The sequence below is a fragment of the Pseudomonas sp. FME51 genome (assembly GCF_014897305.1).
This window is the reverse complement of sequence record NZ_JABUYN010000005.1, coordinates 292,877-318,849: the sequence shown is the minus strand read 5'-3', so window position 1 is coordinate 318,849 and position 25,973 is coordinate 292,877. Positions and strand designations below refer to the sequence as shown.

Sequence of the window (25,973 nt, the reverse complement as noted above, 5' to 3'; positions counted from 1 at the left end):
CATGTTTTCAAACGTTATATTTCGCCAACGTCCACGCGTTGTTTTCGGCCTGGCAGCCGGCCTGATGCTGGTGGCGAGTTGTTCTCAAGCGGAGGGTACGGACACGCCCCAGGCTGTGAAGGCGCTGGAGGCCCAAGGTCTTATCATCGTTCAGGAGTTCGAGGTGAGCGGTGATCTGCGCGGATTCGCCGGCGTGGCAGGCGATCAGCCCATTGCGGTCTACGTTACCAGCGACGGAAAAGCGATTGTCGGCACGCGGCTGGATGCCGAGGGACAGCCGGTCGATGCCGCTACGCTCCAGGATCTGGTGGCCAAACCGATGAGCGAAAAAACCTGGGCGCAGCTGGAAGCCGCCACTTGGGTCTTGGACGGCGATGCCGATGCCCCCCGTGTGGTCTATACCTTCAGCGACGCAAACTGCCCCTACTGTCACCGCTTCTGGGAAGCGGCCCGCCCCTGGGTGGATTCAGGCAAGGTGCAGCTGCGCCATCTGTTTGTCGGCGTCATTAAGGCGGATAGTCCCGCCAAGGCAGCCGCGATCCTTGAAGCGTCTGATCCATCAGCGGCGTTATTGGAAAACGAAAAGAACTTCGCTCAAGGAGGAATCACGCCGGCGAAGAGCGTTTCGAATAATGCGCAAAAGATTCTTGACGAAAATCAGATGCTCATGCACGCCAACGGCTTCCGCGGAACACCGGGCATCATAGTTCAGCAAAGCGATGGCCTGATCAGAAAACTCAACGGCATGCCGCAGCCGGGGCAGTTGGTTGAGGTGTTAGGTCCGCGAGAATAACGGAGTAGAGTGGCAAATCCCTGCCGAGGGTGAGTAAATGAGGGACGCAATATAATCTGCGGGCCATTTCGATATTGGAGATGCTAGATGAATATGAATCGAGCCAGTGAGCCGTTACTCAGAGAAAATGAGGGCGGCATTGTCACTTTGCAGTTAAACCGTCCATTGCAGTTCAATGCCTTGTCAGAAGAGCTGCTTGACGCGCTGCAGCGTGAGCTTGATGTCATCAGCAACGACGCGCAGGTGCGCTGCGTCGTACTGTCTGCTGCCGGTAGGGCGTTCTGCGCCGGGCATGACTTGCGCGAAATGCGCGGGCAGCCCGAGCTTGATTATTACAAGATGCTGTTTGCCCGTTGCAGCCGGGTCATGCAGGGAATTCAGCAACTGCCGGTGCCGGTTATCGCGCGTGTTCAGGGTGTGGCAACAGCGGCAGGTTGCCAATTGGTGGCGAGCTGCGATCTGGCGATAGCGGCGGAGTCGGCGCGTTTCGCTGTCTCGGGGATCAACGTGGGCTTGTTCTGCTCGACGCCGGCCGTGGCTCTGTCGCGCAATGTTTCTTCCAAGCGTGCCTTCGACATGCTGGTGACAGGCCGCTTCGTCGACGCTGCCACTGCGGCGGATTGGGGGTTGATCAACGAAGCGGTCGCCGATGACGATCTGGACGCCGCGGTGGCGAGAAAAGCCGCAGAGATTCTCGCCAAGAGCCCCACCGCCGTTCGCTACGGCAAGGCGATGTTCTACCGGCAGAAACAGATGGAGCTGGCCGATGCCTATGCCTACGCCAGCGATGTTATGGCGCAGAACATGATGGAGAAGGACGCCTGTGAAGGTATTGATGCCTTCCTCGAAAAACGTCAGCCTCGTTGGCATTCCTGATAATCAACGGATTGTGACGCTAGCCGCATTCAACCGGGAGCTCTGACAGTCGGCTTGAATGGGGCTGGTGCAATCAGTGTCGCGCCTTCAGGCGCACTGTTACGAAAGATGCGCCGGTAACTCGAGGGTGAGGTGCCCAGCTGAGTGGAAAATTGCTGTCTCAGCGACAACGCTGTTCCAAAACCGACCTCTGCGGTGATGCGTTCGATCGACAGATCGGTGGTCTCCAGAAGCTGTTGCGCTCTGGCTACCCGTTCAACATTAAGCCACTGAGTGACAGTGGTGCCGGTCATTTCCCGAAAGCGCCGGGTAAAGGTGCGGCGGCTCATGTTGGCCACGTCGGCAAGGATGTCGAGCGATAGCGGCTCCGACAGGTTCCCACGTGCCCATTCCAGCAGGCCGGGCAGGCGGTTGTCGCTCGGCAGTTGTTGTACAGGGCGTTCGATATATTGCGCTTGGCCGCCCTGTCGGTGTGGGGGTGTAACCAGCAACCTGGCCGTATGATTGGCCGCCTCGCAACCGTGGCGTTGCCGCACCAGATGCAGGCAGCAGTCAATCGCCGCGACCGTTCCAGCCGAAGTGAGGATGTTGTCATCGGCCACATACAGGACTTCCGGGCGGAACACGGTTTGCGGAAAACGTCGGGCAAACACCTCGCGTACTGCCCAATGGGTGGTCGCCTCCTTTCCATCAAGCAAGCCGGCGTCGCCCAATACAAAGGCACCCAGGCATAAACCCACGATCAACTTCCCCTGTGCATGAGCTTGCCGAAGCGCATCAGTGAGTTCGACAGGCGCAGGTGTTTCAGCATTACTCCACGCCGGAATGATGATGATATCGGCCTTTTCCATGGCTTCCAGGCCATCGCGCACTTCGATCACCACACCCTGATCACTGGTTATGGGGCCGGGTGTAAGAGCGCAGTAGGCCAGGTTATAACGCGGGAAGCCGGATAAGCCATCATCCGCGCCGAAAACCAGACCCGGTACGGAAAGGTGGAACAAGCTCACGCCTTCAAAGGCCAGAACAGCAACACGAACGTCAGACATGGGCACACCTGTAATCAATAATTGGCCTGATTATAACCTTTATTGGCATGTGGGCCACTTTTGCAAGGATGTGGGAAGCTCCAGAATAGCGACTATTCTTCATCAACAACCATTGGAGTTAATATATGTCCATCAAGATCCTTGCCAGCTCCCTGGCTTTGGCATTGAGCCTTGCCTCAGGTACTGCATTCTCCCAGGCAGCGTCGGCCGATACGTCGGCAGCGCCTCAGGAAGCCGTGCAACTGCAGCAGATCCGTAATGCCACGGTAAAAATCACCTACGCCGACACGACCTTCCTGATCGATCCGATGCTGTCAAAGAAAGGCACCTACCCCGGCTTTGAAGGCAGCTACCGCAGCGAGCTGCGCAACCCATTGGTGGATCTGCCCATGTCGGCAGAGGAAGTGCTCGACGGAGTCGACGCGGTCATCGTCACCCATACCCACCTGGATCACTGGGATGATGCGGCGCAGAAGCTCCTGCCCAAAGACATCCCGCTGTATGTACAGCATCAGGCCGATGCCACCCTGATCCGCTCACAGGGCTTTACCAATGTGCGGGTGTTGTCTTACAAGGCCGAGGTTGGCGGTGTAACCCTCAGCAAAACCGGCGGTCAGCACGGCACTGATGAAATGTATGCTGTGGCCGAATTGGCGACCTCCCTTGGTGACGCCATGGGCGTGGTTTTTCAGGCGCCCGGGCACAAGACACTCTATCTGGTAGGCGATACCGTCTGGCGCGATGAAGTTGATCAGGCGCTGACTGAATACGCGCCGCAAGTCATAGTGCTGAACGCTGGGTATGCGATGCTGAATGGTTTTGACGATTCCATCATCATGGGCAAGGACGATGTGCTGCGTGCCACCCAAGCGGCTCCGGACGCCGCGATCGTTGCCACCCACATGGGGGCCATCAACCATATGGCTCTCAGCCGTGAAGAACTGAAGAAGTATGTCGAGGAAAACGGCATCCAGGATCAGGTTGAGATCCCGGAAGACGGTGCCTCGATCGACTTCTGATCAGGACAAGGCTGCCTGTGCAAAGCAGGCAGCCTTGTCAATTTTTACTCTCCGCCGTACTTGTAAACAGCCAACCACTGCGCCCCCCCAAGAGTGTCGAGCATCAGCTCGATGATTGCCCGCCCCAAACCTTATATTTAGGCATCCATCTCTCAAACTATGCACTGCGCCCTGAGGCGGATTGCAATGGCGACATGCCTGCATTATGGTGAGCCAAGCAGGGAATGCAGAGCCTCCTTAAATGATCAATGCGTATCCCAGCAATGTGAGGGTAGGGCGGTAGCGTGCTCAGCGGTCAATTAGCTAAACGGGTACCTATCTGCTGTACTTGACGCTGTCCTCATAATGGGTTTGCAGAATGATCAGGCGTAAATAATACGCCTGATAAAAAGAATACGATTCTAATATTCAGCCCTACCGGAGGGCTTTCCGTTAGAAGATAAAAAATTAATATCACAATAAAATTTTAGCGAATGGTTTTTCCGAATCACTATAATATGCAGTTCATAAGTGCTCCTTGGGAGGGAGAGTTATGTCATTCGAAGAACGATTGACCAGTCTGGCTATAAAAATACGCCAGCAGAAGGCTGCAATTCTGACGGAAGAAGCAACAAAAAATGCTTTCGTTATGCCGTTTATCCAGTCAGTTCTTGGCTACGATGTATTCAATCCGCTTGAAGTGATTCCCGAATTTATATCGGACGTAGGGACCAAAAAAGGTGAGAAAATCGATTACGCGATCATGAAAGATGGCGAAATACAGATCCTCATCGAGGCCAAGAAGGTCGGAGAACCTCTGAATATCAACCATGCTAGTCAACTGTTTCGGTATTTTCACGTCACCACCGCTCGAATATCCATTCTTACTAATGGACAGGTTTATCGCTTCTATACCGATCTTGATGCTCCAAACAAAATGGACGAGAAGCCATTTTTGGAGTTTGATTTCCTCGATATGGATGACCATGCCATACCGGAGCTTCAGAAACTCACAAAAAGTGCTTTCGATGTCGAATCTGTCCTTAATGCTGCCGGCGAGTTGAAGTATGTAGGCCAGATCAAGCGCGTAATGGCCAGTCAGCTTAACGAGCCAGATGATGATTTCGTACGATTTTTCGCATCGCGAGTTTACGATGGCATGTTGACCCAGAAGGTTCGTGAGCAATTCTCCCAGCTCACTGTCAAGGCAGCCGCCCAGTTTCTTAATGATCAGATAAATGACCGTCTGAAGTCAGCTATGTCCAAACCTTCAACGACACCAGTGGTCGTTGCAGAGGTACAGAACGATGGACCAGACGCTCAGACTGATACCGAAAAAGAAGATAAAAAGGACAAGGTGGTAACCACTACCGAGGAGCTTGAGGGTTACAACATCGTTAAAGCAATTGTTCGTACCGAGATCGATGTAAAGAGAGTCACTCCGCGAGATACGCTCAGCTACTTTGGTATTCTGGCAGATGACAATAACCGTAAGCCTCTCGCCCGTCTTCATTTCAACCGTAGCCAGAAATATTTGGGTACGTTTGATGCAGATAAGAATGAAACACGGAACCCTATCGAGTCGTTGGATGATATTTTTGAGTACTCGGATATCCTGCGGCAGACAGCACAGATTTATAGCGACGACTGAGAGTGAAGCAGCCCTCAGCCTTTGCCAAAAAAGCCGCCTTTGGGCGGTTTTTTGCATCCAGTGAAAAACGTCTTTGTGATGTTGAGGGAATCGGTCTGAGGCCCGGATGAATACGCTTGCGCCCTCCCTGTCGTCCGGTCAGACGATGTAGCTATTACCGCCAAGCTATAGAACGGAGGCTGAACTTCTTTTGCGGGAGCAGCTACGTGGCATCCATACGACCTGATATTGCAGTAGTCACCGGGGCCAGCCGGGGTGTAGGTAGGGGGATTGCGGTCGCGTTGGGGCGTGCCGGGATGACGGTTTATGTTACGGGGCGAACGTTCAGTGGTCAGGGGCAGGACCAGGTCAATGGCCAGGTGTTGGGAGGCAATCTGGAAAAGACGGCGGCGCTTGTGGCTGCGGCCGGCGGTTGCGGTATTCCGGTTCGTTGCGATCATGCCGATGATGCCCAGGTGGCCAGGCTGTTCGAGCGGGTCGAGGCGGAGCAGGGGCGGCTTGATCTACTGGTCAATAATGCGACCTTTCTGCATTACCAGCTGGTCTCTCCGGGACCTTTCTGGGAGAAGGAGCTGGGTATGGTGGATATGCTTGATGTGGGCCTGCGTTCGGCTTATGTCGCCAGCTATTACGCTGTCCCCTTGCTGCTGAAGTCTCCGCGCGGACTGATTACCTTTATCTCTTCCTACGGGGCCAATTGCTATATGCACGGTCCGGCCTATGGCGCGCAGAAGGCCGGGTGCGACAAACTGGCTGCTGATATGGCGGTGGACCTGGAAGGCACCCAGGTCGCCGCGTTGTCCTTGTGGCTCGGTTTGCAACACACCGAGCGCAGCGTGCTGGTCGGAGCGGCAAGTGGTGTGGATTATTCTGCCTTCCTGGCGCAGGCGGAAACGCCTGAATTCAGTGGCGATGTCATTCACGCGCTATTGAATGACCCGACCTTGGCGCAGTTGAGCGGGCAGACTCTGATCACCGCTGAGCAGGCAACACGCTACGGCATCGTGGATACCGAACAGCGCCGGCCGGCGTCACTGCGACAACAGTTGGGTGGGCCGATGCCCGTGCACCCGGCACGGATCGGATAGAGGAATAAAAGCATGCAGCAGACAAGCATGACGGCGCTGGAGCAGCGCCTGCAGCAACTTGAGGCGCTGGAACAGATTCGGCAACTCAAGCATCGATACCTCAATGCCTGTGATCGCAAGGCAGTGGAGGAGATCCGTGAGTGTTTCGCGACGGGGCCGATCCTGATCGATTATGGCGACCTTGGCGTGTTCCACGATCGCGATAGTTTCATGGCGCTTTATACGCGCCTTGCCTGTCAGCACAATGTCATCGATCTGCACCATGGGGCCAACCCGGAAATTGTACTGGAGTCGGCGACCAAGGCGCGCGGTCGTTGGGCGCTGTATTATTTCAACCTAGATGCGCAGACCGGTCTTACCCGCCAGCTCGGTGGGCAATATGAAGACCGTTATCGGCTGACCGAAGGGGGGTGGCGTATCATCGAAACCCGCTCACGGATCCATTCAACCGTTGAAGGACGCAATTTGGCTACGCCGGACTAGAAGGATTGGCAGATACCCATTGTCCTCAGAACCTCCCGGATAAGCGGGCCCCTGTTCCGGCTCCGCTAAAGGCTCTATGCTCATCCAGCATTATTGGAATCTTAATCCTCAGTAGAGCCTAACCTCCGGGAGCAAGCCGATGTCAGCAACAAAACAAGAAATAGCGACCTTCATGGCCGCGGAGTTCCCCCAAAGCAAATGCATAGTCGAAGCGGTTGGTGATGGCAGGGCAACCGTGTCACATAACGTCGGATCGGATGAGCTGCGCCCGGGCGGCACGGTGTCTGGCCCGGTTCTCATGGGGGTGGCTGATGTCGCACTGTATGTGGCTATTCTCGGGGAGATCGGCATAGTGCCTTTGGCGGTAACCACCAGCCTGACCGTCAACTTCCTACGTAAACCTTCTGCCGATGCGCGCATTCTCGGTGAATGCAAGCTCATCAAGGTCGGGCGCTTGCTCGCGGTGGGTGAGGTGTCGTTGTATTCAGAAGGATCGAGCGAGCCGGTGGCGCACGTCGTTGGCACTTATGCCATACCGCCCCAGCGGGAAGGACTGATCAAGGAAGGTAAAAAATTGGACGTATGAGTGACGTTTACGTGAAGGTCTCGGCGGGCGGTTTTTTGTTGCCTGCGACAAAAGTCTCTATGATGTCGGGCGAACCTGTCCGAGACCTGCATGAATACGCCCGCACCCTGTCTGCCCAGCGAAGAGGATCTGCGCGCCATTGGCCGCTATCTGGACAGCCTGTGGCTGGAACGCGGCTTGGCGGCGAATTCGCTGGATGCCTATCGCACTGATCTTTCTCTGCTGGCTGGTTGGCTGGAGGGGAGGGGCGGGTTGTACAAGGCCAGCCGGCCGGATCTGATGGAGCACCTGGCCTGGCGCATCAACACCGGGTATCAGGCGCGCTCCACTGCCCGTTTACTGTCCTGTCTGCGCGGTTTCTATCGGCATGCGCTGCGTGAAGGCTTGATAGCCGAAGACCCGACGTTGGATATAGCCATGCCGCGGCTCGGCAGGCCGCTGCCGGACTCGCTCAGTGAGGCGGACGTGGAAGCCCTGCTGGCGGCGCCGGATATCGATGACAGCCTGGGGTTGCGGGACCGCTGTATGCTGGAAGTCCTCTATGCCTGTGGTTTGCGGGTCAGTGAGTTGGTTGGTTTGCGGCTGGATCAGGTGAACTTGCGTCAGGGCGTGCTACGCATAAACGGCAAGGGTAACAAGGAGCGCCTGGTGCCGCTCGGAGAAGAGGCGCTGGCCTGGATCGAGCGCTATTGTGCCGAGTCGCGTCCGGCGTTGCTCAAGGGCAAACCCAGTGATGTGCTGTTCCCCAGCCGTCAGGCGCGGGAGATGACCCGGCAGACTTTCTGGCACCGCATCAAGCTGCACTCGCAGCAGGCGGGTATCCGCAGTGCGCTGTCACCGCATACTCTGCGTCATGCCTTTGCCACGCACCTGCTCAATCATGGCGCTGATTTGCGCGTGGTGCAGATGCTGCTCGGCCACAGTGATCTGTCTACCACGCAGATCTATACCCACGTCGCACGGCATCGGCTGCGTGAGCTGCATGCCAGTCATCATCCCCGTGGGTGAGAAAACCGTTTCATGATAAGCTTGCTCGTCTTCAAGAGGATTGATTAATGCGACTGAAATACCTGACAGCCGGCCTGCTGGCGCTGTGCGCGACCCAGTCCTGGGCTGATGTGGAGCAGAGCATCCGCCAGAGTCTGGGTCAGCTGAACTTTCCGATGGCGGTTTCTGCGATTTCCGAGACGCCGATCAATGATCTGTATCAGATCCAGCTGGATAACGGTCGTGTGCTGTATGGCAGTGGTGACGGCAAGTACCTGGTGCAGGGCGCGCTGATTGCCGTGAATGACGGGCAGCCGCGCAATCTGACTGCCGAGGTCGAGGCCAAGGCCATCAGTGGTGTGATCAATGGTATTCCGGCCGATGAGCTGGTGGTATTTGCCGCCGAGCAGCCGAAAACACACATCACCGTATTCACCGATGTGGACTGTGGCTATTGCCGCAAGCTGCATGAAGAAATCGGCGAGCTGAACGGGTTGGGAATCGAGGTGCGCTATGCTGCCTTTCCCCGTGCAGGGGCCAACAGCAAGACCGCCGAGGTCATGCAATCGATCTGGTGTGCCGACGATCGGCAGGCCGCGATGACCCGTGCCAAACAGGGCAAGTCGGTGGCGCCGGCAACCTGTGATAACCCGGTAGGTGAACAGTATAAGCTGGGGGCCCAGGTTGGCGTGCAGGGCACACCTGCGATCTTCATGGCCAATGGCACACTGGTGCCAGGCTACAAGCCGGCCAGGGATCTGGCGGCAGAGGCTATTGCCAACAAATAAGATCTTCATCCGTGAATGAGCGGATTCGAAGCATCCATTACAACACAGAGAATACAGTGGGGACCTTAGTTTGAAACCGGTCAAAGTAGGTATATGTGGTCTGGGCACCGTTGGTGGTGGCACGTTCAATGTTCTGCAACGCAACGCACAGGAGATTGCCCGCAGGGCAGGACGGGTAATCGAGGTTGTCCAGATTGCCACCCGGCACCCGAACCCAGCCTGCAATGTCGGTGATAATACTCAGGTCACTGATGACGTCTTTGCCGTGGTCAACAACCCCGAGATCGACGTTGTCGTCGAGCTGATCGGCGGCTATGGTCTGGCGCTGGAAATCGTCATGCAGGCGATTGCCAACGGCAAGCATGTGGTCACTGCCAACAAGGCGCTGATCGCTGTGCATGGCAACGATATCTTTGCTGCTGCACGCGAGAAAGGGGTCATGGTGATGTTCGAAGCGGCAGTCGCCGGCGGCATCCCGATCATCAAGGCGCTGCGCGAAGGGCTGGCAGCTAACCGCGTACAATGGTTGGCTGGCATCATCAATGGCACCGGCAACTTCATTCTTACTGAAATGCGTGACAAGGGCCGGACCTTTGCAGACGTGCTGGCCGAAGCGCAGGCGCTTGGCTATGCCGAAGCCGACCCGACCTTCGACGTGGAAGGTATCGATGCGGCACACAAGCTGACCATTCTGGCATCGCTGGCCTTTGGTATTCCGCTGCAGTTCGACAAGGCTTACACCGAAGGCATCACCAAGCTGACCACCGCTGACGTGAACTACGCTGAAGCCTTCGGTTATCGCATCAAACACTTGGGCATTGCCCGGCGTACCGAGCAGGGTGTCGAACTGCGGGTGCATCCGACACTGATTCCCGCCGACCGTCTTCTGGCCAATGTACATGGCGTGATGAACGCGGTGATGGTCAATGGAGATGCGGTTGGCTCGACGCTGTATTACGGTGCCGGCGCCGGTGCCGAGCCTACTGCTTCGGCGGTGGTGGCAGATATCATCGACGTGGCTCGTGCTCTGGCCACCACACCGGACTGTCGCGTGCCGCACCTGGCTTTCGGTGCGGATGTGCTGTCGGATCTGCCGATCCTGCCAGTGGGCGAGGTGGAAACCGCGTACTACCTGCGTCTGCAGGCCCAGGACCGCCCCGGCGTACTGGCACGGGTAGCGAGCATCCTGTCCGAGCGTGGCATCAATATCGAATCGATCATGCAGAAGGAGGTCGAGGAGCAGGACGGTCTGGTGCCGATCATCATCCTTACTCACCGCGTCCGCGAGCAGAGCATGGACGATGCCATTGCCGCGATGGAAGCGCTGGATGAAGTGGCCGGGCCGCTGATGCGGATCCGGGTTGAACAATTGGATTAATCAGCGGCAAGCGTGAAGCTTGACGCTCAAACCAAAGGTTTGGACAAATGCGTTATATCAGCACCCGTGGCCAGGCGCCGGCCCTGAACTTTGAAGACGTACTGCTTGCCGGTCTGGCGTCAGACGGCGGCTTGTACGTTCCCGAGAACCTGCCGCGCTTCACTCAGGAAGAGATTGCTTCCTGGGCTGGCCTGCCGTACCACGAACTGGCTTTTAATGTGATGCGCCCCTTTGTTGCCGGCAGCATTTCCGATGCCGATTTCAAGGCGATCCTCAAGGATACCTACGGTGCGTTCGCGCACAGTGCGGTGGCGCCGCTGCGTCAGCTGGATGCCAATGAATGGGTGATGGAGCTGTTCCACGGCCCGACCCTGGCATTCAAGGATTTCGCCCTGCAGCTGCTGGGTCGCTTGCTGGATCACTTCCTGACCAAGCGCGGTGAGCGTGCAGTGATTCTCGGCGCCACGTCGGGCGACACAGGTTCGGCCGCCATCGAAGGCTGCCGCCGTTGCGAGAGCGTGGATATCTTCATCCTGCATCCGCACAACCGGGTGTCCGAAGTGCAGCGCCGGCAGATGACCACCATCGCCGGTGACAACATCCACAACATCGCCATCGATGGCAACTTCGATGACTGCCAGGAGATGGTCAAGAACAGCTTTGCTGATCAGGGCTTCCTCAAGGGCAACCGGCTGGTCGCGGTCAACTCGATCAACTGGGCGCGGATCATGGCGCAGATCGTCTACTATTTCCATGCTGCCCTGCAGCTGGGCGGCCCGCAGCGCTCCATGGCGTTTTCGGTACCGACCGGCAACTTCGGTGATATCTTTGCCGGCTATCTGGCGCGCAACATGGGTTTGCCGATCAGCCAGCTGGTGGTGGCTACCAACCGCAACGATATCCTGCACCGCTTCATGAGCGGCAACCGCTACGACAAGGACACGCTGCATCCGTCGCTGTCGCCGTCGATGGACATTATGGTGTCGTCCAACTTCGAGCGCCTGCTGTTTGATATGCACGGTCGCAATGGCGCCTTGGTCAAGGAGCTGATGGAGAACTTCAAGCAGACTGGCAAACTGTCGGTGGAAGACGAGCGCTGGACCGAAACTCGTCGTCTGTTCGACTCGCTGGCGGTGGATGATGAAGCGACCTGCGCGACCATTGCCGAGGTGTATCGTGATTGCGGTGAATTGCTCGATCCGCATACGGCGATTGGTGTGCATGCGGCGCGCGAATGCCGTCGCAGCATGAGCACGCCGATGATCACCCTGGGCACTGCCCATCCGGTCAAGTTCCCGGAAGCGGTGCGCAAGGCTGGTCTGGATGAGCCGCAATTGCCGGCGCATCTGGCGGACCTGTTCGAACGTGCGGAGCGTTGCACCGTGTTGCCGAACAGCCTCACCGATATCCAGCAGTTCGTTGCTGCGCATGGTAATCGGGGTAAGCCGCTGTAACTGCTTACCGATGGCTCCCACGCCTCGCGTGGGAGCCATCAAAACCGAGTGCTGGATCCCTACTTGATCGTTCCACGCTCTGAGCGGGAATGCCTTCCATTTCCCCAACGTCTGTAACGTCCTGCAACGTCCTGCGCCAAATTCACTGGCACCAACCACTGACTCCCGTTGTCCGACGTTTCAGGGAGGCGCTTAACAATTCCAAATCGTCTCTCCAGCCTCGCTTACCGGCCAGGTTAACTGACTCGTGAGATGACAGGAGTTGACTCCGAATGCTCTGGTTTCTGGTGCTGCACATCATCGCGCTGGTGTTCTGGGTGGCTTCGTTGTTGTATCTGCCGGCGTTGATCGCCAGTCGTGAAGCGCGTCGTTCGCCAGTGGAAGTCCGCGCCAATCCACACAACTCGATCGAGCGCTTCGTCTTTACCCGTATCGCTACCCCCGCTGCGCTGCTGGCGATCATCGCCGGCACCCTGGTCTTTGTGGTGGATGGCACTGTGGATGGCTGGCTGGTTGCCAAGCTCACGGTAGTGACAGCGCTGGTGGTCTGCCATGTCTCGGTCGGATTGTTGATACTGAAGATGGAGCAGAAAAAAGTACGCCCGCTGCGTGGCTGGTGCATCACTGCTGCATTGGTGGCATGCACGCTCTTTTCGCTGATTCTCTGGCTGGTGCTGGCCAAACCAGCGGTGGAGCTGCCGCTATGAAGAGAGCATTGCGAGAGCTCACCGGTTCATTCCGGCTGGGTCGGCTCTGGAGCTTCGTCGAAGTCCACCCCAATTGCGTGGTCATACACCAGCTGGCCACCGAGCAGGCTGGTGGCGCTAATGGCCAGACCGCTCAGTACCGACAGAAACAACCCCCAGGGCAGGATGGCCGTATCGGCTTCACCAAGACGCATCAACCAGTTCAACGAAGCCAGCGACAACAACATCACTGCCAGTGCCGCGTGGCACCAGGCGGTGATCAGCCGGCGTATCTCCCGCACGATGAGCAGATCCAGCAGCCCGACGGTGCCCGACACCCAGCCGCCGACTGTCCCCACTCCAACCAGCCAGAGGCTGGCCCTGGCCCAGAATTGATCGCCGGTGAGCACAAATCCGATATCGGTGCCGATCAGCCCGATCAGCGCGGCGACCGGGAAATGGATGAGCATGGGGTGGATCGGGTGGCCGCCAATCGACATCTTGCTGATGATGGATTCAGACATCATGCGAAGGGTTCTCCTGTTCAGGTGGTTCGGCCGCGTCGTCGCAGATATGTCTCAAGCCTAGCAGCCACAGCCGGTCTCGGCTGGTTGTTGACCGGTTGCAGCGGACCTTATTCGGCATTGGATCCGGCTGGGCCTTCTGCCGCCGGGGCTGCCGGTCTGTGGTGGGCCATGGCGGGGTTCTCCGTGATAACGCTGATCGTGCTGTTGCTGCTGTGGCTGTATGCCCTGCGTCGGCAACCGGGCGAGGTATCGAATGAGCAGGCCCAACGCATCCAGAATCGCTGGGTCATCGGCGGCGGGCTGATTCTGCCGATTGCCAGCATCACCGTATTGCTGGCGTTTGGCATTCCCATCGGGCATCGCATGTTGCCCTTGCCGTTGGCAGAGGGCGAACCGCTGCGCATCGATGTCACCGCGCGGCAATGGTGGTGGGATGTCAGCTACCCCGGTAGCGAGATCCGGTTGCGCGATGAGTTGCACATCCCCGCGGGTATGCCAGTGGACCTGCACCTGACCAGCGAGGATGTCATCCACTCTTTCTGGGTGCCCCGGTTGGGCGGGAAACTGGACATGCTGCCGGGGCGGACCAACGTGCTGCGCCTGCAGGCGGATGAACCGGGCCTGTACTACGGCCAGTGTGCTGAATTCTGCGGTACCGGTCATGCACATATGAAATTCACCGTACGGGCCCATGCACCTAGCGATTTTGACGCCTGGCTGGAAGGAGCGACGGCTGATGAGTGAACAGCAGAAACATAACGCCAAGCTGCATGAAGACTTCGAGCGGGTCTGGGCCAATCTGCCGGGCATTGGCCAGTTGGCGGCGGTGAACCACACTTCAGTGGGGCTTCGATTCATCGTCACCGGGCTGTTCTTCTTCCTGGTCGGTGGTGTGCTGGCCATGCTCATGCGTACTCAGTTGGCGCTGCCGGAGCAGGACATTGTCGGGCCTGAGTTGTACAGCCAGCTGTTCACCATGCATGGCACCCTGATGATGTTCCTGTTCGCCATTCCGATTCTGGAAGGGGTGGCGATGTACCTCATTCCGAAGATGGTCGGCGCCCGCGATCTGGCGTTCCCGCGGCTCGGTGCCATGGGTTACTTCTGTTACCTGTTCGGCGGGTTGATTATCCTGTCGAGCTTGGCACTGAGCATGGCGCCGGACTCGGGCTGGTTCATGTATACGCCATTGAGCAGCAGCACCTTCTCGCCGGGTCCGGGGTCGGATTTCTGGTTGCTGGGCATCACCTTTGTCGAGATCAGCTCGATGACCGGGGCAATCGAGCTGATCATTTCCATTCTGCGCACCCGCAGCAATGGTATGAGCCTGCGGCAGATGCCGATCTTCTGCTGGTACATACTGGCGATGGCGCTGATGATCGTCTTCGGTTTTCCGCCGCTGATTCTCGGCAGTATTCTGCTGGAGCTGGAACGGGCTGCCGGCCTGGTGTTCTTCGGTGTGGCCGGTGGTGGTGATCCGCTGTTGTGGCAACACCTGTTCTGGTTGTTCGGCCATCCCGAGGTCTACATTATCTTTCTGCCGGCGGCCGGTATCGTTTCGACCCTGATTCCGGTATTTTCCCGTCGGCCGATTGTCGGTTACCGCTGGATAGTGTTGGCGGTCCTGGTCATGGGGTTCATCAGCTTCGGGCTCTGGGTACACCACATGTTCACCGTGGGTATTCCGCAGCTGGCGCAGGCATTCTTCTCCATGGCCAGTATGCTGGTGGCAATTCCCACGGCGATTCAGGTATTTGCGTGGCTGGCTACTCTGTGGACCGGGCGAGTGGTATGGAATCTGCCGATGCTGTGGATTCTCGGCTTTCTGATCATCTTCGTGGCGGGCGGCCTGACCGGGGTGATGCTGGCGCTGGTGCCGTTCAACTGGCAGGTGCATGACACCCATTTCGTGGTGGCGCACATGCATTACGTGCTGGTCGGCGGCATGTTGTTTCCGCTGATCGCCGGCCTGTATTACTGGATGCCCCACGTATCCGGCCGCATGCCGTCGGAATTGCTGGGGCGCTGGGCTTTCTGGCTGGTATTTATCGGCTTCAACATGACCTTTCTGCTGATGCACCTGACCGGACTGCTGGGCATGCCGCGCCGGGTGTATACCTATGAAGCAGGCCTGGGCTGGGACTGGCTCAATCTGCTGTCATCCATCGGTGGTTTTGTGATGGCGATCGGTATTGCCATGTTCCTGCTGGATATCTTCCTGCATTTCCGCTTCGGTCGTGTTGCGCCGCGAAACCCTTGGGGCGCGGACACGCTGGAGTGGGCGGTCGCCATGCCGGTAACCACCTATAACTTCATCAGCTTGCCGGAGATCCGCAGTCGCCACCCTTTGTGGCACAACCCGCAACTGCCATTCGAGATAGAAGAGGGTAAGCATGCCATGGCCTGCATTCGCCATGAACGGCGGGAAACCTGGGGCTCGGATGCAGTTACTGGCCGTGTGCGCGAAGTCATTCATCTGCCGACCAACTCCTGGATTCCGCTACAGGCAGGGGTGGTACTGGCGGTGGTCTGTCTGAGTCTGCTGACCAAATTCTACTGGCTGGCCCTCGGCTCGGCGTTGGTTGCTGCCGTCATCATGCTGCGTTGGAGTTGGGTCAATGGCGCACATCCACAATCGGCGCCGGTACGTGAAGATGATCCGGTTAATCCACCACTGCATTCGCGAACCTTCGATGGGCCGGGGCGTTGGGGCATGCTGGTGACCTTGATGGCCAACGGCTCGCTCTACGCCTCGTTGCTGTTTGGCTGGTTCTATCTGTGGACCGCTGCGCCGCAATGGCAGGCGCCGGATCAGGGACCGTTGGCGCTGATGCCGTTACTGGCCAGCGGTGTGCTGTTAAGTGGTGGGGTGCTGCTGTACCACGGTCTGGTGCGCCGGTTGCGCCGAGGCGTGACTGCCCGGCTGGCTGGTGGACTTTGGCTGGTGGCGGTGCTGGGGTTGCTGCATCTGGCGCTGCTGACCTGGCTGGCATTGACTGCGGACCTTTCACCGACGAGCTCTGCACATGATGCGGTACTGGTGGTGATGCTCGGCTATCTGCTATTTCACGGTGCAGTGGCTGCAGTGGTGACGGCGATGCAGGCGGTGCGCGTGCGCTATGGTTATGTCGCTGCGCAGCTGCCCTACGAGCCGATGGTGCTGCAACCCTTCTGGAGTTATACGCTGGGTGTTTTCTGGCTCAGCTTTGCCGCCTTCATCCTGTTGCCGATGGCTTGGTAAGGAGCGCACATGACATTCTCGCCTTCGCATCCAATGCATCTGTTCATGGGGCTGACGGTTTGGGCCATCTGGTTCGTGGTGCTCTATGGCGGTCTCTCGGTGGCCTGCAAGGTGGCGGCGCCGGATCCTGCGCAGGGCGCGCTGACCTGGATCAATGCACTGCTCTGGTTTTCCACGCTGTTGGTGACCGTGCTGCTGGGCATGGCGGCCTGGCGCTGTGCCCGCGCCACCCCGGATGCCACCCAGCCTAACCGGCGTTTCATTGCGCGCACCTCGGCCGCGCTCTATCTGCTGTCGGCCTTCGCCACCCTGGTGCTGGCAATGCCTACATGGTTCCTGCCGCCATGCGTATGACCTCCAGAGCGATGGTTGCCGGACTGACTGCCGGGCTGCTCAGTCCGGCGGCGCTGGCGCACAGCCCTCTCAACAGCGCTGGGGCGGATCTGATCAGCGCATTGTTGAGCGTCGGTATGCTGCTGGTGTTCTGGCTGTTGTTTCTGATCGGCCAGTTTCGACGCCCGACCGGCTGGTGGCGATCGCTGTGTTTTCATCTGGGCTCGGGGCTGTGCCTGTTTGCCATTGCCGGCCCGCTGGATGAGTGGGCCGAGACCAGCGCCTCGGCCCACATGACCCAGCATATGCTGTTCATGGTAGTAATCGCCCCGCTGTGGGTACTGGCCCAACCGCTGGCGCAGATGATCCGCAGTGGCGGTCGCATGGTATTGCTGCTGTACCGCTGGTTATTGAAGCTGGCGTCCTGGCCGATGGCAATGGCCTGGTTACATGGCCTGATCCTGTGGTTCTGGCACACCCCGCATTTCTACATTCTGGCGCTGGATAATCCCTGGTGGCATGCGGTGGAGCACATGATGTTCATTGTTTCCGCCGGGCTGTTCTGGTGGTCGGTGCTGCAGAGCCGGCATTCGGGCGGTCCATGGGCGCTGCTTGCCTTGCTGTTTACCTTGATGCACACCGGGATTCTCGGCGCGATATTGACCTTCGCTCATGCGCCGTTCTACGGCGATGCCCGGGATCTGCAGGACCAGCAGCTCGCCGGGTTGATCATGTGGGTTCTCGGTGGCTTGCCGTATATCGCCGCATCGGCCTGGATCGGCTTGCGCTGGTATCGGCAGCTGAACCAGAAGATGCAGCTGAGTGCTGCGGAGGACAATGCATGAACCAGAAACTGAGCAGTCTGGAGGCGCTGCTTGATTGCATGGATGAAGCCGGGGAGGGTGAGGAGCATGTTTCCCTGGGTATGCTCATGGATACCATCGGAACGCGGTCATTCGGCCCGGTATTGCTGCTGGTCGGGGTGATTCTGTTATCCCCGCTGAGCGGGATACCCGGTCTTCCGTCGACCATGGGCGTTGTGACCTTTCTGCTTTCGATGCAAATGCTGGTACGCAAAAAACGTATCTGGCTGCCGGACTGGATACTCCGACGCAAGATCAAACAACAGAGCCTGGCCAGGGCTACGCAATGGCTGCGGCGCCCGGCGAGTTTTATTGATCGTAAGGTGAAAAACAGGTTGAGCCTGTTGGTCGATGGCCCTGGCAGCTGGCCGATTGCACTGGTCTGCCTGGTGCTGGCAGTGACTTTGCCACTGCTGGAGCCGGTGCCTTTCGCTGCCAGTAGCGCCGGCGTGGCATTGACCTTTTTCGGACTGTCGATGATTGCCCATGATGGTGTCCTGGTGTTGCTGGGCTACGCCTTTACCCTGGGTGTCAGCGGGCTGGTTGCTTACAGCGTGCTGTGAAGGGAACTGTCTCGGCGGTTGGCGACCTAACCCTCAGTGCCGAAACGCAGCGGTTTTATACCATTCACCGGTTACGGAGGTTGCAGGATGACAATGGGATTGAGACGTTTGGTGTGCTCACTTCTCTGGGTAATGCCGTTGGCTGTCGGAGCAGAAGAGTTTCAATTTCAGACCGTTATCGACAAAGCCGAGACGTTGGCGAGCAGCGCTTGGAAGGCGCCGCAACAGGTTCCCCGATTTCTCCAGGAATTGAGCTATCAAGATTATCAGGGCATCCGCTTCAAGCCTGAAAGCAGCCTGTGGCAGGAAGATGACGGACCCTTCAGTGTCATGCTGATACCGCCGGGCCTGTTCTACCAGCATGCGGTGGGTATCAACATCATCGAGAATGGCGAGGCCGAGCCGCTGGCCTTTGACAAGACACAGTTCAGTTACCCCAACAGTGAAATCGAGAAGTTGATGCCTGCGGATCTGGGGTTTGCCGGTTTCAAGCTGACCTTTCCGTTCGATGCGCCGGATATCCACAACCAGTTCCTGGTTTTTGCTGGTGCCAGTTATTACCGTGCGGTGGGTCGGCATAACAACTTCGGTTTATCTGGACGGGGTCTGGCAGTGAATACCGGACTGCCCAGCGGCGAGGAGTTTCCGGACTTCACCGAATTCTGGCTGGAAAAACCCCGCGCGGACGCCAAGAGCCTGACTTTCTACGGTCTGCTCGATGGCAAGAGCCTGGCCGGTGCCTATCAGTTCACTGTTACGCCGGGTGATGAAACCAGCATGCAGGTCAAATCGGTGCTATTTCCCCGACAGACGATCGAACTGGCCGGGATAGCACCGCTGACCAGCATGTTCTATTACGGCGAGAACACGTTGCGCCCGGATGGCGAATGGCGTCCGGAAGTGCATGACAGTGACGGGCTGCTGGTGCATGACGGCGCCAGCAACGAATGGCTGTGGCGCCCATTGAACAATCCGGCCTCGCTGACCATGGATTACTTCTCCACCGAGGAGCTGCGGGGCTTCGGTCTGATGCAGCGCGATACCGACTTTCGCAGTTACATGGATGCCGAGGCGGGGTACGGCACGCGGCCCAGTGCCTGGATCGAGCCGGAGGGCGACTGGGGCAAGGGCCACGTGGTACTCACCCAATTGCCGACACCGGATGAAACCAACGACAACATTGTGGCGTTCTGGACGCCTGACTCCAAGCTGCAGGCGCCAGGTCCCCACAGCTTCTCCTATACCGCTCATTTCGGTGCGGCGGATCTGGCGGGCAGCCCGATGGCGCAGGCAGTGGACAGCTTTCTGGGAGACGGTAAGCGCATCGGTGGTGGTGATGCCGATGGCGCGGTGCGGGTAATTGTCGATTTCGCCGGCGGACCATTGAGCGAGCGTCAGGCGGATGCACCCGTGACGGGGAAGGTGACTGCGCTGGAGGACGGTGAACTGATCGAGCATTTCGTCGAATACGTGCCCGCCCTCGAACGCTGGCGGCTATCCATGCTGGTGCGGCCGGCGCCCGATCGACCCTTGTCGGTTCGCGCATTTTTGCTTGAAGGCGAAGAGGCCTTGAGCGAAACCTGGACCTATCAGCTCGCGCCGGGCAGCGATGTATTGAATGTCATCAATTAGTCACAGGAGACAGCATGCGCGCAACCGTTTCTGAAGTCGCATTGCGCCGTGTGCTTGCCTGGTTGCGTTGGGCAGGCCAGGAGCTGACGCCAGACCTTGAGCGTGCTGCGCTGCAGGCCATGGCCGACAGCGTTGCAGAAGGCTCTGCTGATCTGTTTGGCGCCTGTATGCAGCACCTGCAGGACAGTGGTGAACTGGCTTCTGCCGATCGTGGGGCGACTACGGGCCGCCACAATCCGACCGCGCCAGTGGCTCCGCCCTTGCGACGGGGCAGTATCGGCTACGGGGACTATTAATGAAGCCAAAAGCCGCACAAACTCAGATTGTCGATAATGCCAGTGGGCGTGGCCGCTGGTGGGTGGTTGCATTGCTACGGCGTAGCTACCTGTTGATATTGGTCCTGGGGCAAACGCTGCTGGCCAGCTGGTTCATGTTGTCGATCCTGCCTTACCACGGCGGCAACGGCGTTGAAATCGGCATGTTGGTGCTGTTCGCCATTCTGTTTGCCTGGATATCCTTCGGTTTCTGGATTGCCGTCGCCGGGTTTGTATTGCGGCGCCTGGGTGGCGACCGGCATTCGCTGCTACGCCAGCAGGATGCGGCTACCCTGAGTGCGACACCGCTGGCCCGTACTGCCATTCTCATGCCGATCTATCACGAATCAGTGGAACGCAGCCTGAGCGGGCTGAGCGCTGTCTATCGCAGCCTCGAGCGTACCGGTCAACTGGAACACTTCGACTTCTTCATTCTGTCCGACAGTCGTGACCCGGATGTATGGCTGCAGGAGCAGGCCGCCTGGGCGCAACTGGTGAAGGAGTTGGGCGCGGAAAGGCACCTGTTTTATCGGCGCCGCAAACTCAACCTGAATTACAAAAGTGGTAATGTCGGCGACTTTCTGCGCCGCTGGGGTCGTGCTTACGACTACATGGTGGTGCTGGACGCGGACAGCCTCATGGGTGGCGAGACGCTGGTGAAGATGGTTCAGCTGATGCAGTGTCATCCGGCGGTCGGCATTCTGCAGACCAGCCCCGAGCTGCTCAATGGCCGTTCACTGTTTGCTCGGGTTCAGCAGTTTTCCAGTCAGCTTTACGGTCCCTTGTTCACTACGGGGCTGGCGGCGGTGCAGCTCGGCGAAGCGGCATTCTGGGGCCACAATGCCATTCTGCGGGTCAAACCCTTCATGGCTCATTGCGGTCTGCGCAAACTGCCAGGCTGGGGTCTGTTCTGCGGCCCCATCATGAGTCATGATTTTGTCGAGGCGGCCTATCTCGGGCGTGCCGGATACGAAGTCTGGCTGGAGCCGGGCTTGCAGGACAGTTGGGAAGAATCACCCCCGTCGCTGGTGGACGAGCTGACCCGGGACCAACGCTGGGTCAAGGGCAACATGCAGCACCTGTGGTTGATGCTGGGTAGCCGCAAACTGAAATTTGCCCATCGCATGGCCTTTCTCAACGGCATCATGTCCTATCTCGCCTCACCCCTGTGGCTGGCCTTTCTGGTACTGACCACCATTGCCACCACCCGCTTGGTGTTGTGGCCGATCAACTATTTCCCCGACCCGTATCAATTGTTTCCGCTGTGGCCGCAGTGGCAGCCTTATCGGGCTGCAACCCTGGTGATCTGCACCTTTGGTCTGCTGTTTCTGCCCAAGTTTCTCGGTCTGGCGGACGCCGCGCTGACGCAGCGGGTGCGCGCCTTTGGCGGATTCTTCCGGCTGCTCGGCAGTGTGTTTCTGGAGATTGTCGTGTCGGCCTTGCTGGCACCGATCCGCATGTTGTCTCATTCTCGGTATGTCGCCGAGGCCCTGTCCAACGTGAATCTGCGCTGGGCAGGGCAGAACCGAACCAGCGAAACTGGCTGGCTTGAGGCATTCATCTATCAGGCCCCCGGCTCGCTTCTGGGGTTGGCCTGGGCGTTGTTCGCACTGTGGCTCAAGCCGATGTTTTTCTATTGGTCGTTGCCGGTCGCGCTGCCGTTGATTTTTGCCGCGCCGATTTCCGTGATACTCAGTCGCGTGCAATTGGGGCAGAGCCTGAGGCGCCGCGGTTGGCTGATGACGGGCGAAGAAGCTTTCGGTTCGAAGCTGCTTGAAGACATGGCATGCAGTCCATTGGCTGGGAAGCGGCAGCCTGGCTTCTGCGAGTCGATCATCCATCCCGGGCACAACGCGCTGCAGGTATCGCTGGGACGCACTGCTGCGCCGGGGCTGCGGCGTCAACGTCTGGACATGCTGTGCCAGCGCTGTCTGGAGCAGGGGCCGGAGAGCCTTGATCGTACCGAACAGAGTTTGTTGGCACAGGATGCCCAGGCCATGGCGCAATTGCACCATCAGGTCTGGCGGGTCGCGCCCGGATCAACCTGGGGCCGCTTGCTGCACCGACAAATCCTGCGCCAGCCGGGGAGCGGGTGAGAAGCAATCTGAATGCTATGCTGCAAGCGTACAGCTGACGAGGCAAGAGCAGGGCAATGGATGTTTCCGATATCATTCTGACCACTCTGGTCAACGAGTTTTCCGACCTGACTGATGTCGAGCAGGCCACCCGTGTCTGCCTGCGTCTGTTGCTGGCTGCTGTGCTCGGCGGTCTGCTCGGCTATGAACGCGAAACCCACGGCAAGGCCGCCGGCATACGCACGCATATGCTGGTGTGCACGGGGGCGGCGCTGTTTGTGCTGGGCTCCGAATTGGTGGGGGCTGGCGATGACGCCATGAGCCGGGTGGTGCAGGGGATTGTGGCCGGTATCGGTTTTCTCGGCGTGGGTACCATCATCAAGGGCGACAACATGAGCTCAGTCAAGGGGCTGACTACCGCAGCCGGAGTCTGGATGACTGCGGCCGTCGGCGTCTGTGTTGGTCTCGGCCTTGAGGCCACCGCAGTATTTGCTACGCTGCTGATGCTGTTTATCCTCAATGTACTGCCGCATTTTCTCGAGGGCGTGGATCACACGCGCGACCCTTGAAGCCTAACGCCAGGCCATGGTTTCAAACCCCCAGGCGTTTCACCAGTCGGGAAAAGTTGCCGCGGTCCACGCCCAGGGCCTCGGCGGCGCGGCTCTGGTTATGGGCATGGTTTTCCAGTACTTGGCGGATCAGTTGCACCTGAAACGCTTCGGTGGCTTCGCGCAGGGTCAGCCCGGTCGGTGTCGGGGGGATAGCGGCGGCGGGCACGCCAGTCCGATGTGCGATATCCGTTGATGGGCTGTTCAGCTCCAATAGCTCAGCTGTGATGGTCAACAGCCGACGGTTGCCATCCTGGCCGGCCTGGGCCTTGAGGACGGCGCGACTGATCATATGCTCAAGCTCGCGCACGTTACCCGGCCAGGAATAGGCCAGCAATGCTTCGCGAGCGGTAGCATCCAGCCGCAGGCCACGCAGGCCGATACGGCGTCTATTCTGTTCGAGAAAATGCCCCGCCAGCAACAATACATCCTTGTGCCGCTCGCGCAGACTGGGTACGGCGATGGGATAGACCCCGAGGCGATGATAGAGGTCGGCACGAAAGCGTCCTTCCGCCACTTCCCGGTGCAGATCACGGTTGCTGGCGGCGATGATGCGTACGTCCACCTGATGATGGTTGTCGCTGCCGAGGCGCTGCACCTCGCCGCTTTGCAGTGCGCGCAGCAACTTGGGCTGGACCGTCAGCGGCAACTCGCCCACTTCATCGAGAAACAGCGTGCCGCCGTGGGCCAGCTCGAACTTGCCGACACGGCTTTGCACCGCACCTGAGAACGCGCCGCGGGTATGGCCGAACAGCTCGCTTTCAACCAGGCTTTCCGGGAGCGCCGCGCAGTTGAGATAGATCAGCGGCGCCCGGGCTCGATTCGATCGGGCATGCACGCCTCTGGCCACCAGTTCCTTGCCGACCCCGGTTTCGCCGGTGATCAGCACGGCCAGGTCGGAGTGGGCGACCATCGCGATCTCCTGCTGCAGTTGCTGCATGGCTCGGCTGCGGCCGATCAATTCCTGTTGCCCATCGGCGATCAGCGCCTGGGTCGTGGCTTGATGATGCTCGGTGCGGCTCTGCAGCTGAGTGGTCAGTTCGGTGACCCGAATCACCGCCTCACTCAACCGCGCCAGATAGCGCAGCTCACCCGGGTCGATCTGGTCGAAGGCGTTGGCATTGAGCGCGTCCAGTGTCAGCACGCCCCAGGGAACGCCATGCAGATAAAGTGCTATGCCCAGGCAGTCATGCACATGCAGATCGCCTTCAACACTTTTCAATAATCCGTCATAAGGATCTGGCAGCGGTGAGTCTGCCGCAAAACGCACCGGTTCGTGGCTGAGCAGAATCTTGGCCAGCCGCGGGTGGTCATCGGTGACGAAATGACGGCCCAGGGTGTCGGTGCTCAGTCCGTCCACTGCCAATGGAATCAACTCGCTGCCGCGCAGTTGCAGGAGTGCCGCTGCATCGCAAGGTAGCAACTGGCGGATGGTCGTCAACAGTTGCTGGAAGCGTTCAGCCGGGGCCAGTTCCTGAGCCAGATCGGTGATCACGCCGAGCAGCGGATAATGTGTGGGTGTTGTCATATATACAGTCTGATTGTGTTTTATACATCGGTTGCGATGTTGTTATTTTTACACAGATCGCGTGATAGTCCAGGGATCGCGGCGATTATCTGCGCTGGCACGATACATGCTCAGGGTCAGGTGCCTTGATTTGAGTCAATTTCCAACAAGAGAGCAAAAATGCTATCCCAGAACAGTAAAGACATCATTGCCGCGACCCTGCCGGCGGTACGTGAGCATGCCGGCACCATCACCACGGTCTTCTATCCACTGATGTTCGAGCGCTACCCAGCGGTGAAGGCCTACTTCAACGAAGCGCACCAACGCCAGGGTACCCAGCCGCAGGCATTGGCCAATGCCGTGGTCGCCTATGCGGGTAACCTGGACCGGCTGGAGCTGCTGGGCGATGCAGTTTCCTTGATCGTACAGAAGCACGTGTCGCTGAATATTCAGCCGGAGCATTATCCGATTGTCGGCGAGTGTTTGCTGGCTGCCATCAAGGAAGTGCTTGGCGATGCTGCCAGTGAAGAGGTTCTGGCCGCCTGGGGCGAGGCCTACGGTCAGTTGGCCGATATCCTGATCGGCGCCGAAGAAGAACGCTACCGGCAGAACGAGCAGAAAACCGGTGGCTGGCGCGGTGAGCGGCGCTTTGTTGTCCAGCGCAAGGAAGTCGAGAGCGAGGTCATCACCTCCTTCTACCTGGTACCCAGCGACGGCGGTACGCTGGCTGAGTTCACGCCCGGCCAGTTCACCTGCGTCGTGGTGGATATCGACGGCAGAAGCCTGCGCCGCAACTACTCGCTGTCCGACCGTCCCGGTCTTGGTCATTATCGGATCAGCGTCAAACGCGAAGCAGAAGGGGAGGTTTCCAACTTTCTCCATGACCAGGTGCAGGTCGGTGACGAGCTGAATCTGACTGCTCCCAGCGGCAGTTTCGTGCTCAACCAGCAGCAGCGGCCATTGGTGTTGCTGACCGGTGGTGTGGGTATCACCCCGGCCATCAGTATGCTGCAGCCAGCGCTGGAAAGCGGTCGTCAGGTGCACTTTTTGCATGGCGCCCTTAATAGTCGTACCCATGCCTTCCGCGCGCATGTCGACGCGCTCGCGCAGCAGCATGACAACCTGACGGTCAACTATGTCTACAGTGATCCGCTGGAGGATGACCAGGCCCATGGCACCGGCTTCTTCGATCAGCAGAAACTCAGCGCCATGCTGCCCGACAGTGCGGATGTGGATGTCTATTTCCTCGGTCCCAAGCCCTTTATGCAGAACTGCCAGAAGCTGCTGAACGAGCTGGGTATCCCGGCGGAAAATCAACGGTATGAGTTCTTTGGGCCGTTGGAGGAACTGACAGCATAGACATGCTGTGCCCCGGCGCTATTGCCGGGGCCACATCAAGATCGGGCCTCGCTTGCGGGTGGGGGCCGTTCGATCGCCAGGGCAGTGGCGATGAGCGTCGGCAGGCGATTTGCGCTACACTGCCGGCCCCTCAG

The 25,973-nt window shown here is 58.6% G+C and carries 25 protein-coding genes; 22 read left to right on the top strand and 3 right to left on the bottom strand.

Going from position 1 to position 25,973, the window contains the following annotated elements:
* Position 1 precedes the first annotated feature (1 nt).
* Complete coding sequence (dsbG, locus tag INT39_RS11600; protein WP_226944713.1) at positions 2–793, top strand: thiol:disulfide interchange protein DsbG; 792 nt, start codon at positions 2–4, stop codon at positions 791–793.
* Between the two features lie 87 nt (positions 794–880).
* Positions 881–1,669, top strand: a complete 789-nt coding sequence (locus tag INT39_RS11595) for an enoyl-CoA hydratase (RefSeq protein ID WP_226944712.1) — start codon at positions 881–883, stop codon at positions 1,667–1,669.
* Positions 1,670–1,698: 29 nt separating this feature from the next.
* Here INT39_RS11595 and INT39_RS11590 read toward each other — a convergent pair whose 3' ends face one another.
* Complete coding sequence (locus tag INT39_RS11590; RefSeq protein ID WP_193074066.1) at positions 1,699–2,718, bottom strand: GlxA family transcriptional regulator; 1,020 nt, start codon at positions 2,716–2,718, stop codon at positions 1,699–1,701.
* A 125-nt stretch (positions 2,719–2,843) separates the two neighbouring features.
* Between INT39_RS11590 and INT39_RS11585 the strand changes: the two genes are divergently transcribed.
* The 10 genes from INT39_RS11585 to INT39_RS11540 all read left to right on the top strand — a co-directional run bounded on the left by INT39_RS11585 (position 2,844) and on the right by INT39_RS11540 (position 12,838).
* Positions 2,844–3,737, top strand: a complete 894-nt coding sequence (locus tag INT39_RS11585) for an MBL fold metallo-hydrolase (protein WP_193074065.1) — start codon at positions 2,844–2,846, stop codon at positions 3,735–3,737.
* A 532-nt stretch (positions 3,738–4,269) separates the two neighbouring features.
* Positions 4,270–5,367 carry a type I restriction endonuclease gene (locus tag INT39_RS11580; RefSeq protein ID WP_193074064.1) on the top strand — a complete coding sequence of 366 codons (1,098 nt, stop codon included), beginning with the start codon at positions 4,270–4,272 and terminating at the stop codon, positions 5,365–5,367.
* Between the two features lie 206 nt (positions 5,368–5,573).
* Positions 5,574–6,455 (top strand): SDR family NAD(P)-dependent oxidoreductase, encoded by an 882-nt coding sequence (locus tag INT39_RS11575; protein ID WP_193074063.1) that lies wholly within the window; start codon positions 5,574–5,576, stop codon positions 6,453–6,455.
* Positions 6,456–6,467: 12 nt separating this feature from the next.
* The gene (locus INT39_RS11570) at positions 6,468–6,938 is read left to right on the top strand and encodes a nuclear transport factor 2 family protein (protein ID WP_226944710.1); all 471 of its coding nucleotides are present in this window, start codon (positions 6,468–6,470) and stop codon (positions 6,936–6,938) included.
* A gap of 139 nt (positions 6,939–7,077) precedes the next feature.
* Positions 7,078–7,524 (top strand): PaaI family thioesterase, encoded by a 447-nt coding sequence (locus INT39_RS11565; protein ID WP_193074062.1) that lies wholly within the window; start codon positions 7,078–7,080, stop codon positions 7,522–7,524.
* A gap of 90 nt (positions 7,525–7,614) precedes the next feature.
* Entirely contained in the window at positions 7,615–8,532 is a 918-nt protein-coding gene (gene xerD / locus INT39_RS11560; RefSeq protein WP_193074061.1) for a site-specific tyrosine recombinase XerD, read from the top strand.
* A 47-nt stretch (positions 8,533–8,579) separates the two neighbouring features.
* Positions 8,580–9,299, top strand: coding sequence for a bifunctional protein-disulfide isomerase/oxidoreductase DsbC (gene dsbC / locus INT39_RS11555; RefSeq protein WP_193074060.1), 720 nt, complete (start codon positions 8,580–8,582; stop codon positions 9,297–9,299).
* 70 nt (positions 9,300–9,369) lie between these two features.
* The gene (locus INT39_RS11550; RefSeq protein WP_193074059.1) at positions 9,370–10,677 is read left to right on the top strand and encodes a homoserine dehydrogenase; all 1,308 of its coding nucleotides are present in this window, start codon (positions 9,370–9,372) and stop codon (positions 10,675–10,677) included.
* Between the two features lie 47 nt (positions 10,678–10,724).
* Positions 10,725–12,131 carry a threonine synthase gene (gene thrC / locus INT39_RS11545; protein WP_193074058.1) on the top strand — a complete coding sequence of 469 codons (1,407 nt, stop codon included), beginning with the start codon at positions 10,725–10,727 and terminating at the stop codon, positions 12,129–12,131.
* A 272-nt stretch (positions 12,132–12,403) separates the two neighbouring features.
* Positions 12,404–12,838 (top strand): CopD family protein, encoded by a 435-nt coding sequence (locus INT39_RS11540; RefSeq protein ID WP_193074057.1) that lies wholly within the window; start codon positions 12,404–12,406, stop codon positions 12,836–12,838.
* Positions 12,839–12,864: 26 nt separating this feature from the next.
* Here the strand turns inward: INT39_RS11540 and INT39_RS11535 are convergent, their stop codons facing one another.
* The gene (locus INT39_RS11535) at positions 12,865–13,344 is read right to left on the bottom strand and encodes a DUF2231 domain-containing protein (protein WP_193074056.1); all 480 of its coding nucleotides are present in this window, start codon (positions 13,342–13,344) and stop codon (positions 12,865–12,867) included.
* Here INT39_RS11535 and coxB point away from each other — a divergent pair.
* The 9 genes from coxB (at position 13,276) to INT39_RS11490 (ending at position 22,934) form a co-directional block, all read left to right on the top strand.
* Entirely contained in the window at positions 13,276–14,088 is an 813-nt protein-coding gene (gene coxB, locus INT39_RS11530) for a cytochrome c oxidase subunit II (RefSeq protein WP_193074055.1), read from the top strand. The genes INT39_RS11535 and coxB overlap by 69 nt on opposite strands.
* Positions 14,081–16,585, top strand: a complete 2,505-nt coding sequence (ctaD, locus tag INT39_RS11525) for a cytochrome c oxidase subunit I (protein ID WP_193074054.1) — start codon at positions 14,081–14,083, stop codon at positions 16,583–16,585. The genes coxB and ctaD overlap by 8 nt, the downstream gene beginning before the upstream one ends.
* A gap of 9 nt (positions 16,586–16,594) precedes the next feature.
* Positions 16,595–16,939, top strand: a complete 345-nt coding sequence (locus INT39_RS11520; RefSeq protein ID WP_193074053.1) for a hypothetical protein — start codon at positions 16,595–16,597, stop codon at positions 16,937–16,939.
* The gene (locus INT39_RS11515; protein WP_193074052.1) at positions 16,930–17,763 is read left to right on the top strand and encodes a cytochrome c oxidase assembly protein; all 834 of its coding nucleotides are present in this window, start codon (positions 16,930–16,932) and stop codon (positions 17,761–17,763) included. The genes INT39_RS11520 and INT39_RS11515 overlap by 10 nt, the downstream gene beginning before the upstream one ends.
* Positions 17,760–18,344: an exopolysaccharide biosynthesis protein gene (locus INT39_RS11510; protein WP_193074051.1), complete on the top strand. Its 585-nt coding sequence runs from the start codon at positions 17,760–17,762 to the stop codon at positions 18,342–18,344. Before INT39_RS11515 ends, INT39_RS11510 begins: the two co-directional genes overlap by 4 nt.
* 87 nt (positions 18,345–18,431) lie before the next feature.
* Positions 18,432–19,976, top strand: coding sequence for a glucan biosynthesis protein G (locus INT39_RS11505; protein ID WP_226944709.1), 1,545 nt, complete (start codon positions 18,432–18,434; stop codon positions 19,974–19,976).
* Between the two features lie 14 nt (positions 19,977–19,990).
* Positions 19,991–20,272, top strand: coding sequence for a hypothetical protein (locus INT39_RS11500; protein ID WP_193074050.1), 282 nt, complete (start codon positions 19,991–19,993; stop codon positions 20,270–20,272).
* Complete coding sequence (gene mdoH, locus INT39_RS11495; protein ID WP_193074049.1) at positions 20,272–22,386, top strand: glucans biosynthesis glucosyltransferase MdoH; 2,115 nt, start codon at positions 20,272–20,274, stop codon at positions 22,384–22,386. Before INT39_RS11500 ends, mdoH begins: the two co-directional genes overlap by 1 nt.
* 56 nt (positions 22,387–22,442) lie before the next feature.
* Positions 22,443–22,934 carry an MgtC/SapB family protein gene (locus tag INT39_RS11490; RefSeq protein WP_193074048.1) on the top strand — a complete coding sequence of 164 codons (492 nt, stop codon included), beginning with the start codon at positions 22,443–22,445 and terminating at the stop codon, positions 22,932–22,934.
* Between the two features lie 22 nt (positions 22,935–22,956).
* On the opposite strand, the gene norR is transcribed toward INT39_RS11490, so the two are convergent.
* The gene (gene norR / locus INT39_RS11485; RefSeq protein ID WP_193074047.1) at positions 22,957–24,501 is read right to left on the bottom strand and encodes a nitric oxide reductase transcriptional regulator NorR; all 1,545 of its coding nucleotides are present in this window, start codon (positions 24,499–24,501) and stop codon (positions 22,957–22,959) included.
* Positions 24,502–24,660: 159 nt separating this feature from the next.
* Between norR and hmpA the strand changes: the two genes are divergently transcribed.
* Entirely contained in the window at positions 24,661–25,839 is a 1,179-nt protein-coding gene (gene hmpA, locus INT39_RS11480) for an NO-inducible flavohemoprotein (protein WP_193074046.1), read from the top strand.
* Positions 25,840–25,973: the final 134 nt, after the last annotated feature.

What these genes read in the sequence shown, in the direction of transcription:
- dsbG (WP_226944713.1), top strand. Translation starts at nt 2, where the DNA reads ATGTTTTCAAACGTTATATTTCGCCAACGTCCACGCGTTGTTTTCGGC.
- INT39_RS11595 (WP_226944712.1), top strand. Translation starts at nt 881, where the DNA reads ATGAATATGAATCGAGCCAGTGAGCCGTTACTCAGAGAAAATGAGGGC.
- INT39_RS11490 (WP_193074048.1), top strand. Translation starts at nt 22,443, where the DNA reads ATGGATGTTTCCGATATCATTCTGACCACTCTGGTCAACGAGTTTTCC.
- thrC (WP_193074058.1), top strand. Translation starts at nt 10,725, where the DNA reads ATGCGTTATATCAGCACCCGTGGCCAGGCGCCGGCCCTGAACTTTGAA.
- INT39_RS11515 (WP_193074052.1), top strand. Translation starts at nt 16,930, where the DNA reads ATGCGTATGACCTCCAGAGCGATGGTTGCCGGACTGACTGCCGGGCTG.
- INT39_RS11500 (WP_193074050.1), top strand. Translation starts at nt 19,991, where the DNA reads ATGCGCGCAACCGTTTCTGAAGTCGCATTGCGCCGTGTGCTTGCCTGG.
- INT39_RS11590 (WP_193074066.1), bottom strand. Translation starts at nt 2,718, where the DNA reads ATGTCTGACGTTCGTGTTGCTGTTCTGGCCTTTGAAGGCGTGAGCTTG.
- ctaD (WP_193074054.1), top strand. Translation starts at nt 14,081, where the DNA reads ATGAGTGAACAGCAGAAACATAACGCCAAGCTGCATGAAGACTTCGAG.
- INT39_RS11585 (WP_193074065.1), top strand. Translation starts at nt 2,844, where the DNA reads ATGTCCATCAAGATCCTTGCCAGCTCCCTGGCTTTGGCATTGAGCCTT.
- INT39_RS11580 (WP_193074064.1), top strand. Translation starts at nt 4,270, where the DNA reads ATGTCATTCGAAGAACGATTGACCAGTCTGGCTATAAAAATACGCCAG.
- coxB (WP_193074055.1), top strand. Translation starts at nt 13,276, where the DNA reads ATGGATGAGCATGGGGTGGATCGGGTGGCCGCCAATCGACATCTTGCT.
- INT39_RS11520 (WP_193074053.1), top strand. Translation starts at nt 16,595, where the DNA reads ATGACATTCTCGCCTTCGCATCCAATGCATCTGTTCATGGGGCTGACG.
- hmpA (WP_193074046.1), top strand. Translation starts at nt 24,661, where the DNA reads ATGCTATCCCAGAACAGTAAAGACATCATTGCCGCGACCCTGCCGGCG.
- INT39_RS11565 (WP_193074062.1), top strand. Translation starts at nt 7,078, where the DNA reads ATGTCAGCAACAAAACAAGAAATAGCGACCTTCATGGCCGCGGAGTTC.
- INT39_RS11505 (WP_226944709.1), top strand. Translation starts at nt 18,432, where the DNA reads ATGACAATGGGATTGAGACGTTTGGTGTGCTCACTTCTCTGGGTAATG.
- xerD (WP_193074061.1), top strand. Translation starts at nt 7,615, where the DNA reads ATGAATACGCCCGCACCCTGTCTGCCCAGCGAAGAGGATCTGCGCGCC.
- INT39_RS11540 (WP_193074057.1), top strand. Translation starts at nt 12,404, where the DNA reads ATGCTCTGGTTTCTGGTGCTGCACATCATCGCGCTGGTGTTCTGGGTG.
- INT39_RS11570 (WP_226944710.1), top strand. Translation starts at nt 6,468, where the DNA reads ATGCAGCAGACAAGCATGACGGCGCTGGAGCAGCGCCTGCAGCAACTT.
- INT39_RS11535 (WP_193074056.1), bottom strand. Translation starts at nt 13,344, where the DNA reads ATGATGTCTGAATCCATCATCAGCAAGATGTCGATTGGCGGCCACCCG.
- dsbC (WP_193074060.1), top strand. Translation starts at nt 8,580, where the DNA reads ATGCGACTGAAATACCTGACAGCCGGCCTGCTGGCGCTGTGCGCGACC.
- INT39_RS11510 (WP_193074051.1), top strand. Translation starts at nt 17,760, where the DNA reads ATGAACCAGAAACTGAGCAGTCTGGAGGCGCTGCTTGATTGCATGGAT.
- norR (WP_193074047.1), bottom strand. Translation starts at nt 24,501, where the DNA reads ATGACAACACCCACACATTATCCGCTGCTCGGCGTGATCACCGATCTG.
- mdoH (WP_193074049.1), top strand. Translation starts at nt 20,272, where the DNA reads ATGAAGCCAAAAGCCGCACAAACTCAGATTGTCGATAATGCCAGTGGG.